The organism is Modestobacter excelsi (genome assembly GCF_005930495.1).
GTDB classification, from domain to species: Bacteria; Actinomycetota; Actinomycetes; order Mycobacteriales; family Geodermatophilaceae; genus Modestobacter; species Modestobacter excelsi.
Map to the genome: position 1 here is coordinate 64,333 of NZ_SJEX01000004.1, position 12,596 is coordinate 76,928.

Genomic DNA, 12,596 nt, shown 5'->3' on the forward strand with positions numbered 1-12,596 from the left:
GCCGCCGCCTGCTCGCCGCGGCACACAGCTGAAGACGTCACCCTGGGGCGGCAGGCCTGCGACCACGTCGCGGTCCGCCCCCACGACTGCAGGAAGGGGCCACCGCGTGCCTCCCCACGACCAGACCGCCCGGGCCGGCTCCGCCGGCTCGGGCCGCCGCCCACCGCAGGCCCGCAGCGCCGGGTCCGGGAGCAGCGGAGCCGGTGCCGCCCGCCGGCCGGCGTCCGGCGGCGGGGCCCGCCCTTCCTCGGCCCGCTCCTCCCCGGCCCGCTCCGGCGGTGGCGGCGGTGGTCGTCCCCCGGCGAAGCCACCCACGGGCGGCAACCGGCCCGGCGGCAGCGGGCGGGGCCGCCCGCCGGGCGGCGGGAAGAGGAAGCGCACCGGCAGGCAGCGGCGTCGTCGCTGGCTGAAGGTCCTGGTCGGGGCCTTGGTGAGCATGCTCGTGCTGCTCGGCGTCTTCGTCGGCGTCGTCTACGCCTCGACCGACGTGCCGACGCCGGAGTCGGTGACCAACCAGCAGACGACGATCGTCTACTACTCCGACGGCGTCACCGAGATGGCCCGGCTGGGCAGCGAGAACCGGATCGAGGTCGGTCTGGACCAGGTCTCGGAGCCGGCGCGGAACGCGGTCCTGGCTGCGGAGAACCGGAACTTCTACAACGACCCGGGCATCTCCTTCACCGGCATCGTCCGGGCGGCCTGGAACAACCTGACCGGCGGCTCGACCCAGGGTGGCTCGACGATCACCCAGCAGTACGTGAAGAACGCGTTCCTGAGCTCCGACCAGACGTTCAGCCGCAAGTTCAAGGAGCTCTTCCTCTCCATCAAGCTGGACAACGAGTACTCCAAGGACGAGATCCTGGAGAACTACCTGAACACCATCTACTTCGGTCGCGGCGCCTACGGCATCGAGGCCGCGGCGGAGACCTACTTCGGTGTCAAGGCCGCCGACCTCACCGCCGAGCAGGGCGCCGTCCTCGCCGTCCTGGTGCGCAGCCCGAACTACTACGACCCCGAGTCCAACCCCGAGGAGGCGCAGGACCGCTGGGGCAAGGTGCTCGACGCCATGGTCGAGCAGGGCTGGGTCGACTCCGCCGCCCGGGCCGCCGCGCAGTACCCGGTCGTGCTCCCGGACGACGGCGCCGGGCTCGGCATCCCGTCGGGCCCGGAGGGGCTCATCGTCGACCAGGTGCTCGCCGAGCTGGAGGGCTCGTCCTACGGCTACACCGACGTGGAGACGCAGGGGCTCCGGGTCACCACCACGGTGGACAAGCGCTACCAGGACGCCGCGGTCGCCTCCGTCGACGACGTGATGGAGGGCGAGGACGTCGCGCTGCTGCGCGAGGCGCTCGTCTCGGTCGACCCGAAGACCGGCGGCGTGCTGGCCTACTACGGCAACTCGGCCCGCACCAGCGAGGACCCGGAGGCCGACACGACCGACTACGCCCAGGCCTACAAGCAGCCGGGGTCGTCGTTCAAGCCGTACACGCTGGCCACGGCCCTCGGCGAGGGGATCAGCGTCGAGGCCCGCCGGGACGGCAGCTCGCCGCAGACCTTCAAGGACCGCACCAAGCCGGTGGTCAACTCCGGCAACGCCCAGTGCGGGGCCTGCACCCTGCGGGAGGCGATCACCCGGTCGCTGAACACCACCTTCTACGGCCTGGCCTACGAGGTCGGGCCGGCCAAGGTCGCCGAGACGGCCCGGGCGGCGATGGGCATCGGCGACCAGTGGCCCGACAGCGCCTCGGTGCCGGCGGCGCTGCGCGGCAAGACGTCGCTGGCCAGCCCGGAGAACGGGCAGACCGGTGGCGCGATCGGGATCGGTGAGTACGAGGTGCGGCCGATCGACCAGGCCGTCGGCTTCGCCACCCTCGCCGCCGGTGGGGTCCACCACCAGCGGCACTTCGTCGCCCGGGTCGCCGACGGCGAGGGCACGGTGCTCAAGACGGTCGACGGCAGCGAGACCGCCGACCAGGTGATCCCGGCCGACGTCGCCAGCGACACCACCTACGCGCTGGAGGGCGTCGCCGCCTACTCCAAGCGCCCGCTGGACGGCAACCGGCCGGTGGCCAGCAAGACCGGCACCCAGGGGCTGAACGCCACCGACAACTCCGACGCCTGGATGGTCGGCTACACCCCGTCGATCTCCACCGCGGTGTGGATGGGCAGCCAGGGTCTGGCGCCCATCACCAACGTCCAGGGCAAGATCATCTACGGCTCGGGCCTGCCGGGGCAGATCTGGCAGGAGTTCATGGACACCGTGCTGGACGGCACCCCGGAGGAGCCGTTGCCGAGCAAGGCGATCATCAAGGGCGACACCGGCAAGGGCGTCGCGGAGCGGACCACCCGCGCACCGGCGGCCACCACGGCCCGGGCGCCGGCGACCACGACCCAGGCGGCTCCGACGACCAGCCAGGCGCCGGCAGCGACCTCGAGTCGCCCGACGCGCTCCTCACGGCCGGTCCCGCCGCCGCAGGTCGACCCGGTGGAGCCGGAGGACCCGGTCGGTCCGGTGGAGCCGGTGGACCCGGCCTGTGACCCGGCAACCGAGCAGTGCGGGGACCCGGGGCAGGTGCAACCCCCCGCACCCGTGCCGCCGAACGACTGATCCGGAGCAGGCAGACTGACCCGGTGAGCGGAACACCGACGGGCCCGTCCGTCCCGGCCGACCGGCCGGGGGGCGGGCCCGAGGTGTCCGCCCCGCCGCAGGTGTCCGCCCCGCCGCAGGTGTCCGCCCCGCCGCAGGTGGCCGCGCCGCCGTGGCCGGACCGCGTCGTCCCCACCTGGACCGACCCGGTCGCCGTCCAGGCCAGTGAGGCCGTGGGCGGCCCGTGGGGCCGGCACGCGGTCACCGGCCGGGCGCTGTTCTGGACGCCGCTGCGGATCTGCCTGCTGTTCACCGTGCTGGTGCTGAGCATCGCCTGGGCCAAGCAGGTGCCCTGCGCGAACGGCGACTGGAGCGGGTCCAAGCAGTACACCCACCTCTGCTACAACGACGCCGTCCCGCTGTTCGGCATCCACGGCCTGTCCGCCGGCGAGGTGCCCTACCTCGACTCCCCCGTCGAGTACCCGGTGCTCACCGGCGGGCTGATGCAGCTGGCGGCGGTCATCGCCCGTGGCTACGACGGGCTGGCCGCCGGCGGTGGGCTGCTGCCGGAGCCGGTCCCGGTGCAGACGTACTACGTCGTCACCTGCCTGCTGCTGTCGGTGCTGGCGCTGCTGGTCACCCGCGGGGTGCTGGGGCTGACCGGCCGCCGGCCCTGGGACGCCGCCATGATCGGCCTCTCCCCCGTGCTGCTCTGCTACGCCTTCACCAACTGGGACCTGCTCGCGGTCGCGCTGACCACGCTGGGGATGTGGGCCTGGGCGCGGCAGCGCCCGGTGGTCGCCGGGGTGCTCCTCGGGCTGGGGGTCGCGGCGAAGCTGTACCCGGTGCTGGTCCTCGGCGTGCTGCTGGTGCTCTGCCTGCGGGCGGGCCGGCTCCGGCCGTGGCTGACGACGGCGGTCACCGCGGGAGTGGCGTGGCTGGCGGTCGACCTGCCGATCGCCGTCCTCGCGCCGGGGAACTGGGCCCGCTTCTTCGAGCTGAACGGCACCCGCCCGGCGAACCCGGAGAGCGTCTGGGCGATCGCGCTGCACTGGTTCCCCGGGCTCCTGGACGGGCCGCTGGCCGAGGGGGAGAGCCCCACGGCGCTCAACGCGGCCGTCGCCGTCCTGCTGGTGCTGTGCGCGGTCGGGGTCGGCTGGCTGGCGCTGGCGGCGCCGCTGCGCCCGCGGCTGCCGCAGCTGGCCTTCCTGCTGGTGGCCGCGTTCCTGCTGGTGAACAAGGTGTACAGCCCGCAGTACGCGCTGTGGCTGCTGCCGCTGGCGGTGCTGGCCCGGCCGCGGTGGCGCTCGCTGCTGCTCTGGCAGGCGACCGAGGTGCTGGTGTGGACGCTGACGATGCTCTACTACCTGGGCGCGGACAACAGGGGTGTGGACGTCGAGTGGTTCTACCTCGCCGTCGGCGTGCGGGACGCGGCCCTGCTGCTGCTGATGGCGCTGGTCGTGCGCGAGGTCTGGTACCCCGACACCGACCTGGTGCGCCGCAGCTGGCCGGGCACCGACGACCCCGCCGGTGGGTTCTTGGACGGGGCGCCCGACCGGTTCACGCTGCCTGGCCGGCGTCAGCCGGACAGCGCCTCGCGGAGCAGCGTGATCTCCTCGGCGTGACCGGCCGCGTCGCCCGGCGTCTCCAGCACGACCGGGGCGCCGGCCGCGCGGGCGACGCCGAGCAGCTGCTCCAGCGGGATCTCCCCCGCGCCCAGCGGGGCGTGCCGGTCCCGGCCGGAGCCGGCGGGGTCGCGGCTGTTGTTGAGGTGCACCAGGTCGATCCGCCCGGTGATGGCCCGGACGTCGTCCACCGCCCGGCCCAGGTCCCAGCCGGCGCACCACGCGTGGCAGGTGTCGAGGACGAAGCCGGCACCGAACTCGCCGACGGCCTCCCAGAGCCGGGCGACCGCGTCGAGCTCGCGGGCCATCGCGTTGTCCCCGCCGGCGGTGTTCTCGATGAGCACGGGGATGCCGAAGCCGCCGTCCTCGGCCTGCCGGGCGAAGGTCTTGCGCCAGTTGTCGACGCCGGCGGACGGGTCGTCCTTGGCCAGCACGTGGCCGCCGTGCACGACCATGCCGCGCGCGCCGACGGCCGCGGAGGCGGCCGCGTGCTGGCCGAGCAGCTTGCGGCTGGGGATGCGGATCCGGTTGTTGGTGGAGGCGACGTTGAGCACGTAGGGGGCGTGCACGAAGACGGCCACGTCGGAGGCGAGCAGCGCCTCGGCGTCCGGACGGGGCTTCGGTGCCTTCCAGCCCTGCGGGTCGGCCAGGAAGACCTGGACGGCGTCGGCGTCCATCTCCGCTGCCCGGGCCAGCGGGCCGCCCGCGTCGAGCTCGTTGTCCTCGGTCAGGCCCGGTCCGACGTGCACGCCGATCAGCTGGTCAGCCACCCGGGCGACCCTACCGACCGCCGCTGGTAGCCTGGGTGGCGCGCGTCCCGTCCGATCCCGCTCCCGCGGGTCATCGCCGGGGCGTGCGACGCGTGTACGACCCTCCTGCTGCAGATGTACTGCGGCCGCTGAGACCAGAGGAGGTGGGGTTCTCCGTGCGTCACTACGAACTGATGATCATCCTCGATCCCGAGCTCGAGGAGCGGACCATCGCTCCCAGCCTGGACCGTTTCCTGACCGTCGTCACCAACTCCGGTGGCACCGTCAAGACCGAGATCTGGGGCCGTCGTCGGCTGTCCTACGAGATCAAGAAGAACGTCGAGGGCATCTACGCCATCGTCGACATCAACGCCGAGCCCGCCGCGGTGGCCGAGCTGGACCGTCAGCTCAACCTCAACGAGTCGGTCCTGCGCACCAAGCTGATGCGGCCCGAGGCGCACTGACCATGGCCGGCGAGACCGTCATCACCGTCATCGGCAACCTCACGGCCGACCCGGAACTGCGGTTCACGCCGTCCGGCGCCGCCGTCGCCAACTTCACCGTGGCCTCGACGCCCCGCACCTTCGACCGTCAGTCGCAGGAGTGGAAGGACGGCGAGGCGCTGTTCCTCCGGTGCAACGTGTGGCGCCAGGCGGCGGAGAACGTCGCCGAGTCGCTCACCCGCGGCTCGCGGGTCATCGTCTCCGGTCGGCTGAAGCAGCGTTCCTTCGACACGAAGGAAGGCGAGAAGCGCACCGTCATCGAGCTCGAGGTCGACGAGATCGGCCCCTCGCTCCGCTACGCCACGGCCAAGGTCACCCGCGCTGCCCGCAGCGAGGGCGGCGGCGGTGGGTTCGGCGGCAGCGGCAGCGGCGGTGGCGGTGGCGGTGGCGGCTTCTCCGGCGGCGGAGCGAGCGACCCCTGGTCGACCCCGCCGGCGTCCTCCGACGAACCTCCTTTCTGATCCCCCTCTCTGGAGAACCCAGTGCCCAAGCCCCCCATCCGCAAGGTCAAGAAGAAGGTCTGCCAGTTCTGCAAGGACAAGGCGACCTACATCGACTACAAGGACACGACCCTGCTGCGGAAGTTCATCTCCGACCGCGGCAAGATCCGTGCCCGCCGCGTCAGCGGCAACTGCAGCCAGCACCAGCGTGACGTCGCCGTGGCCGTGAAGAACAGCCGCGAGATGGCACTGCTGCCCTACACCTCGACGGCGCGCTGATCATGACTGCATCGAAGCTGATCCTGACCCAGGAGGTCACCGGCCTCGGTTCCGCCGGGGACACCGTCGAGGTGAAGGGCGGGTACGCCCGCAACTACCTCCTGCCCCGCGGGCTGGCCATCGTGGCCACCCGTGGTGCCGAGAAGCAGGTCACCAGCCTGCGCCGGGCCCGTGCGGCCCGCGACGTGCGCTCCCTCGAGGAGGCGCAGTCGATCGCCGCCCGCCTGTCCGGTCTCACCGTGACGCTGCCCGCCCGCTCGGGTGACGGTGGCCGCCTCTTCGGGCGGATCACCACCGCCGACGTCGCCGCTGCGGTCACCGCTGCCGGCGGCCCGGAGCTCGACCGTCGCCGGATCGAGCTGCCCAGCAGCATCAAGAGCGTCGGCACCCACACCGTCACGGTGCGTGTCCACCCGGAGGTCTCCGTCCCGGTCACCCTGGACGTCGTCGCCGGCTGATCCCTGGAAGGACCTTCCTGCCCCCACCGCTCGCAAGCTCGCGGCGGGCCCCTGCAGGGGGGCCATCTCCCACGAGGGGCGTCGGACTCCGGTCCGGCGCCCCTCGTGGCGTTCCAGGGGCGGTGGTGGCCATCGCGCCGTGTCGACTCGGGCAGGCGGACGGCCGGTGGACGGACGCTCCGTCGGGCGCGGCGGCCCAGCGCCGGCGGGAGCGGCCGGTGACGGTCGCCCGGACCGCGCCCCGCCGCGGCGTGACGCGTGTGACCTGCGGGGACTCCGCGACACGCCCGGGCGTGCGGATCGTCGACGACGGGCCGACTTTCTCCTGTCCACACCCTGGGAGAGGCCCGATCGCAGGTGACGGGCGGGTGGCGGCGACACGACGGGCGTGCGTCCCCCGCCGTCTCCACACGGTGACCGGCTCTGTCCACCGACTTGTCCACAAGTTGTGCAGATCGGCGTGCACAGCGGTGTTGGACGCACCCCCTCCCCGCTTCCTACCGTCATCCCCAGCCACCGCCGGGCGCGAACTGTCAGCGACCGGTGGTAGCTGTTGTGCGAACAGTTGTTCGAACTGGGCGCGAAGAGCAAGGGGATTCCAGCGTGGCGGTCGTCGACGACATCAGCAGGCCGAGGGCCGCAGCTCCGGAGTACGACCGGCAGCCCCCTCAGGACGTCGCTGCCGAGCAGTCCGTCCTCGGCGGCATGCTGATGAGCAAGGACGCGATCGCCGACGTCGTGGAGGTCCTGGCCGGGCCGGACTTCTACCGGCCGGCGCACCAGGTCGTGTTCGACGTCATCCTCGACCTCTACGGCCGGGGTGAGCCCGCCGACGCGATCACCGTCGCCGCCGAGCTGAACCGCACCGACCAGCTGTCCAAGATGGGCGGCGCGGTCTACCTGCACACGCTCATCGCGTCCACGCCCACGGCGGCGAACGCGGGCTACTACGCCGCGATCGTCGCCGAGCAGGCCGTGCTCCGGCGGCTGGTGGAGGCCGGTACCCGCGTCGTCCAGCTCGGTTACGGCGCGGCCGGCGGCAAGGGCGACGTCGACGACATCGTCGACCGGGCCCAGCAGGAGATCTACGACGTCACCGAGAAGCGGATGAGCGAGGACTACTCCCGTCTCGCCGACGTCCTGCAGCCCACCATGGACGAGCTCGACGCGATCGCCTCCCGCGGTGGCACCGCCCGCGGTGTCCCGACCGGCATCCGCGACCTCGACGAGCTGACCAACGGCCTGCAGGCCGGCCAGATGGTCGTCATCGCGGCTCGTCCCGGTGTCGGCAAGGCGCTGACGCTGGACACGCCGGTGGCCACCCCGACCGGCTGGACGACGATGGGCGAGGTCGCGGTCGGCGACCAGGTCATCGGCGCCGACGGCCGGCCCACCACGGTGGTCGCCGCCACCGAGGTGATGAGCGGCCGGCCCTGCTTCGAGGTGCACTTCTCCGACGGCTCGGTGGTCGTCGCCGACGCCCAGCACCAGTGGCTCACCGACACCCGGGCCAGCCGCCGCGCCGCCCAGGAGGCGCGGGTGCGCGGTGGGGCTCCCCGGGTCACGACCGCCGTGCGCACCACGGAGGAGCTGGCCCGGACGGTCCGCTGCGAGACCGCCGACGCCCGGCTCAACCACTCCGTCACCAACGCCGCCCCGCTCGACCTGCCGGCCGCCTCCCTCCCGTTGCCGCCGTACGCGCTGGGCGTCTGGCTCGGTGCTGGCACGTCGGCCAGCGCGCACGTCACCAGTGCCGACCCGGAGATCGCCACCTACATCGAGGCCGAGGGTCTGGTCGTCGAGCCCACCTCGGCGGAGCTCCGCTACGTCCTGCGGCTCCCGGCCCGGGAGTCGGTCCAGGCCCGGCCGCGCCCCATGTGCGGCGAGCCGTTCGTCCCGAGGACCTCGCAGGTGCAGACCTGCGGCAAGACCTGCGGCGGGAAGCTCCGCGCCGCCGGCGGGGTCGGTCGCAGCGCGACCTGCCCGGGCTGTGGTGGTCCGTCCTCCGGCTTCGCCCAGTGCGCCACCTGCCGGGCCGACCACGGCACCGTCACCGGTCTGCTGCGCTTGCTCGGGGTCTTGGGGGACAAGCACATCCCCACCAGCTACCTACGCGCCTCGGTGGCCCAGCGGCGGGCGCTGCTGGCCGGGCTGCTCGACACCGACGGGACGGTGGCGCCCAGCGGCGTGGTCCAGTTCGCAGTCACCAGCCAGCGGCTGGCCGAGGACGTCCGCGAGCTGGTCGCCGGCCTCGGCCACCGCGTGCGGGTGAGCCGCAAGCGGGTGCCCGGCCGCAGCGAGGCGTCCTCGACCTGCTTCACCTTGACCTTCAGCACCGACGACGAGGTCTTCCGGCTGGAGCGCAAGAAGCTGCTGCACAAGGAGCGCGGTGCCCGCACGTTCACCGCGCGGGGCGTCCGGTTCGTCACCGAGGTCCGGCCCATCGCCAGCGTGCCGGTGCGGTGCATCCAGGTCGACGCCGCGGACCACCTGTTCCTCGCCGGCCGCAGCTTCATCCCGACCCACAACTCGACCCTCGGCCTGGACATCGCCCGGTCGGCGACGGTGAAGCACCACCTGCCCGCGGCGATCTTCTCGCTCGAGATGAGCAAGCACGAGATCACCATGCGTCTGCTGTCGGCCGAGGCGAAGGTGCCGCTGCACCACATGCGCGCCGGCTCGCTGTCCGACGAGGACTGGTCGAAGCTGGCCCGCCGGATGGGCGAGATCGCCGACGCCCCGCTCTACATCGACGACTCACCGAACATGACGATGATGGAGATCCGGGCGAAGGCGCGGCGGCTCAAGCAGCGCAACGACCTCAAGCTGATCGTCATCGACTACCTCCAGCTGATGACCTCGGGCAAGAAGGTCGAGAGCCGCCAGCAGGAGGTCTCGGAGTTCTCCCGTGCGCTGAAGCTGCTGGCCAAGGAGCTCGAGCTCCCGGTCATCGCGATGAGCCAGCTGAACCGTGGGTCCGAGCAGCGTCAGGACAAGAAGCCGATGCTGTCTGACCTTCGTGAAAGTGGCAGTATCGAGCAGGACGCCGACATGGTGATGATGATCCACCGCGAGGACATGTACGAGAAGGAGTCCCCGCGGGCCGGCGAGGCCGACATCATGCTGGTCAAGCACCGCAACGGCCCCACCGCGAACGTCACTGTCGCCTTCCAGGGCCACTACAGCCGGTTCGTGGACATGGCGAACTGACACGTCCGTGGCCACCCGGTCGCCTGATCGGGTGGACCAGCTCAAGGGCGGGAGGCGGGCCGCCGAGGACCACCGGGACGATGTCCTCTCCACACAAGGAGTCCGCCGTGCCTGCTCTCTTCCCTGCCCTCCTCGCCAAGGTCGTTCCCGCCGGACTCGCGGGGAAGGTCGCCGTCGGCGCCGTTGCCCTCGCGGTCGTCGGCGGTGGCACCGTGGGTGTCGCCCAGGCGGTCGACCTGACCTCGGACGGCACGACCGTCACCAGCCCCGCCACCCCTGAGGTCGGTACTCCCGACGTAGACAGCCCCGTAGTCGAGCCGCCGGTCGTGGAGCCGCCGGTCGTGGAGCCGCCGGTCGTGGAGCCGCCGGTGGTCGAGCCGCCGGTGGTCGAGCCGCCGGTGGTCGAGCCGCCGAGGGAGCAGACCCCGGAGGAGCAGACCCCGGAGGAGCAGACCCCGGAGGAGCAGACCCCGGAGGAGCAGACCCCGGAGGAGCAGACCCCGGAGGAGCAGACCCCGGAGGCCGAGGCTCCGGCCAATCACGGCCAGGCCGTCTCCGAGGTCGCCCACGACACGTCCCTGACCGGTCGGGACCACGGCCAGGCCGTCTCCGAGGTCGCCCGCAGCAACGCCGGCAAGGGCGGGGACACCACTGAGGACACCGCCACCGTCCCGGCCGCCGGCAACAACGGCAACGGCCACGGCAACGGCAAGGGCCACGGCAAGGGCTGATCGCACCGTCGCCGCGCGAGCGGCGACACGTCCGGTGAGGTCCCCGGGGAGGGGCGGACCCGCGCCTAGCGTCGGGGGACCGACTTCCCCGGGGGCTCCACGTGAAACACCGCTACACCGCACTGGCCGTGCTGGCCGTGCTCGGCACCGCCGCCTGCGAGCCCGGCCAGCTGGGCACCACGCCGGCCGCCGACGCACCGGCGGACGCCGTCTCAGAGGCCGCGCACCAGGCACAGGCCAGCGCGCCGGCCGGCGGCCAGACCGCTGCGGACGTGCTCGCCACCCTGGCGGTCAAGGGCCGGGCGCCGAAGACCGGGTACGACCGCGACCAGTTCGGCCCGCAGTGGGCCGACGTCGACCGCAACGGCTGCGACACCCGCGATGACGTCCTGGCCCGGGACCTGACCGACGAGACGTTCAAGCCCGTCACCCGGGACTGCGTCGTCCTCAGCGGCACCCTGGCCGACCCCTACACCGGGCAGACGATCGCGTTCGCCAAGGGCGACGGCAGCAGCGTCGACATCGACCACGTGGTCGCGCTCAGCGACGCCTGGCAGACCGGCGCCCATCGCTGGGACGAGGCCCGGCGCACCGCGCTGGCCAACGACCCGCTCAACCTGCTCGCCGTCGACTACTCCGCCAACCGGCAGAAGGGTGACGGCGACGCGGCCACCTGGCTGCCCCCCGAGCGCGGCTACCGCTGCGCCTACGTCGCCCGGCAGGTCGCGGTGAAGGCCGCCTACGGGCTGTGGGTCACCCAGGCCGAGCACGACGCCATGGCCGGCGTCCTCGACGGCTGCCCTGGTGAGCCCGTCCCCACGCAGGCACCTGCGCAGCGCCCCACGCCGGCTCCGGCCGGCTACCCGGACTGCGCTGCGGTCCGCGCTGCGGGCGCAGCACCGCTGCACCGGGGTGCCCCCGGTTGGTCCGACAGCATGGACGGCGACGGGGACGGCGTCGCCTGCGAGTGAGTCACGGCCGCGGCCAGCGCAGCGTGCCATCGGGGTCCCGCACCGCACCCCCGGCGGGCTGGTGCGGGCTCACCCGTCCATCCGGCAGCAGGTGCCCGACCGGCAGTCCCCGTCCCAGGACGACGACGTCGGCGATCAGCCGCCGGTGGCAGCGCCACCAGACGGACTCGCTGCACATGACCGCCACCCGCCGCCCCTCGGCGGCGTCGAGGACCTCGTCGAGCGCCTCGACGAACTCCGCGGTACGGGTGTGCGCGGCGTAGGCCGCGAACTGGGCCACTGTCCACCAGGCGTCCACGACGGGCTCCCCCGCCGGCAGCCGCCGCCGGCCGCCGAGCCGCTCGTCCCACCGGTAGCCGATGCCCCGCGCCGGCAACCAGGAGGCCAGGGCGTCCCGGCCGACGTCCGGGTTGTGCCGGCTGCCCGGGAACCGGCGGACGTCGACCAGCTGCTCGAGCCCTGCCGCGGCCAGCCGGTCCCCCAGCCGCACCCGGTCATCGGGTCCGTGGCCGACGGTCAGCAGCGGCACGGTCAGTCGTGCAGGTTGAGCTGGTCGTGCCGCAGCGCGAAGGCGTCGATCTCCGCCGTCGTCGGGGTGCGTCCGGCGGTGGTCAGCTCGACCAGGCCGGTGAAGTAGTCCTCCCGCGGGATCCCCGGGGTGAAGAGGATGAGGAACCGCGCCCCGGCGTCCGGCCCGGCCGACCGGAAGCCGTGCACCCCGGACCGCGGCACGTACACCAGGTCACCCGGGTGCGCCGTCGTCCACTGGTCCCCGGACAGCACGGCCAGTGACCCTTCCAGGACGAGGAAGGACTCGCTGAACGTCCGGTGCAGGTGCGGGCCCGGTCCGCCGCCGCCCGGCGGCATCGTGACCTCGAACAGGCCGAAGTCGCCGCGGGTCTGCGCGCCGGTGGCGACGAACCGGGTGCGCCCGGCCGACGGCTGCTCATCGCGCCGGGAGACGGTCGCCGGGTCCGGGAGGTAGCTCATGGGCGCACCCTCCCACCCTGGGCGCGAGTTGTGAGCGGCGTCACCCAGGGCTA

Annotated in this window: 12 protein-coding genes; 9 read left to right on the plus strand and 3 right to left on the minus strand. The window is 73.0% G+C overall.

Features of this window, described 5'->3' with window-relative positions; translation table 11 throughout:
• Window positions 1-436: 436 nt before the first annotated feature.
• Both FHL80_RS02725 and FHL80_RS02730 read left to right on the plus strand, forming a co-directional pair.
• Entirely contained in the window at window positions 437-2,608 is a 2,172-nt protein-coding gene (locus FHL80_RS02725) for a transglycosylase domain-containing protein (protein ID WP_246078422.1), read from the plus strand.
• Between the two features lie 23 nt (window positions 2,609-2,631).
• Window positions 2,632-4,212, plus strand: coding sequence for a glycosyltransferase family 87 protein (locus FHL80_RS02730; RefSeq protein WP_246078417.1), 1,581 nt, complete (start codon window positions 2,632-2,634; stop codon window positions 4,210-4,212).
• Here FHL80_RS02730 and FHL80_RS02735 read toward each other — a convergent pair.
• The gene (locus tag FHL80_RS02735) at window positions 4,167-4,982 is read right to left on the minus strand and encodes a deoxyribonuclease IV (protein WP_138731924.1); all 816 of its coding nucleotides are present in this window, start codon (window positions 4,980-4,982) and stop codon (window positions 4,167-4,169) included. The genes FHL80_RS02730 and FHL80_RS02735 overlap by 46 nt on opposite strands.
• A gap of 155 nt (window positions 4,983-5,137) precedes the next feature.
• Between FHL80_RS02735 and rpsF the strand changes: the two genes are divergently transcribed.
• The 7 genes from rpsF to FHL80_RS02770 all read left to right on the plus strand — a co-directional run bounded on the left by rpsF (window position 5,138) and on the right by FHL80_RS02770 (window position 11,553).
• Window positions 5,138-5,425 carry a 30S ribosomal protein S6 gene (rpsF, locus tag FHL80_RS02740; protein ID WP_026847498.1) on the plus strand — a complete coding sequence of 96 codons (288 nt, stop codon included), beginning with the start codon at window positions 5,138-5,140 and terminating at the stop codon, window positions 5,423-5,425.
• 2 nt (window positions 5,426-5,427) lie between these two features.
• A complete protein-coding gene (locus FHL80_RS02745; protein WP_138731925.1) occupies window positions 5,428-5,925 on the plus strand; it encodes a single-stranded DNA-binding protein in 498 nt (165 codons plus the stop codon).
• A gap of 21 nt (window positions 5,926-5,946) precedes the next feature.
• Window positions 5,947-6,183: a 30S ribosomal protein S18 gene (gene rpsR / locus FHL80_RS02750; RefSeq protein WP_014743489.1), complete on the plus strand. Its 237-nt coding sequence runs from the start codon at window positions 5,947-5,949 to the stop codon at window positions 6,181-6,183.
• A 2-nt stretch (window positions 6,184-6,185) separates the two neighbouring features.
• Window positions 6,186-6,641 carry a 50S ribosomal protein L9 gene (gene rplI, locus FHL80_RS02755; RefSeq protein WP_138731926.1) on the plus strand — a complete coding sequence of 152 codons (456 nt, stop codon included), beginning with the start codon at window positions 6,186-6,188 and terminating at the stop codon, window positions 6,639-6,641.
• A 603-nt stretch (window positions 6,642-7,244) separates the two neighbouring features.
• Window positions 7,245-9,851 carry a replicative DNA helicase gene (gene dnaB / locus FHL80_RS02760; protein WP_138731927.1) on the plus strand — a complete coding sequence of 869 codons (2,607 nt, stop codon included), beginning with the start codon at window positions 7,245-7,247 and terminating at the stop codon, window positions 9,849-9,851.
• A 107-nt stretch (window positions 9,852-9,958) separates the two neighbouring features.
• The gene (locus FHL80_RS02765) at window positions 9,959-10,582 is read left to right on the plus strand and encodes a hypothetical protein (protein ID WP_138731928.1); all 624 of its coding nucleotides are present in this window, start codon (window positions 9,959-9,961) and stop codon (window positions 10,580-10,582) included.
• Window positions 10,583-10,683: 101 nt separating this feature from the next.
• Window positions 10,684-11,553: a GmrSD restriction endonuclease domain-containing protein gene (locus FHL80_RS02770; protein ID WP_138731929.1), complete on the plus strand. Its 870-nt coding sequence runs from the start codon at window positions 10,684-10,686 to the stop codon at window positions 11,551-11,553.
• Between the two features lies 1 nt (window position 11,554).
• On the opposite strand, the gene FHL80_RS02775 is transcribed toward FHL80_RS02770, so the two are convergent.
• Together FHL80_RS02775 and FHL80_RS02780 are read right to left on the minus strand one after the other, a co-directional pair.
• Window positions 11,555-12,082 carry a DUF488 domain-containing protein gene (locus tag FHL80_RS02775; protein WP_138731930.1) on the minus strand — a complete coding sequence of 176 codons (528 nt, stop codon included), beginning with the start codon at window positions 12,080-12,082 and terminating at the stop codon, window positions 11,555-11,557.
• Window positions 12,083-12,084: 2 nt separating this feature from the next.
• Window positions 12,085-12,543 (minus strand): cupin domain-containing protein, encoded by a 459-nt coding sequence (locus FHL80_RS02780; protein WP_138731931.1) that lies wholly within the window; start codon window positions 12,541-12,543, stop codon window positions 12,085-12,087.
• Window positions 12,544-12,596: the final 53 nt, after the last annotated feature.

What these genes read in the sequence shown, in the direction of transcription:
- FHL80_RS02780 (WP_138731931.1), bottom strand. Translation starts at nt 12,543, where the DNA reads ATGAGCTACCTCCCGGACCCGGCGACCGTCTCCCGGCGCGATGAGCAG.
- rplI (WP_138731926.1), top strand. Translation starts at nt 6,186, where the DNA reads ATGACTGCATCGAAGCTGATCCTGACCCAGGAGGTCACCGGCCTCGGT.
- FHL80_RS02725 (WP_246078422.1), top strand. Translation starts at nt 437, where the DNA reads ATGCTCGTGCTGCTCGGCGTCTTCGTCGGCGTCGTCTACGCCTCGACC.
- FHL80_RS02745 (WP_138731925.1), top strand. Translation starts at nt 5,428, where the DNA reads ATGGCCGGCGAGACCGTCATCACCGTCATCGGCAACCTCACGGCCGAC.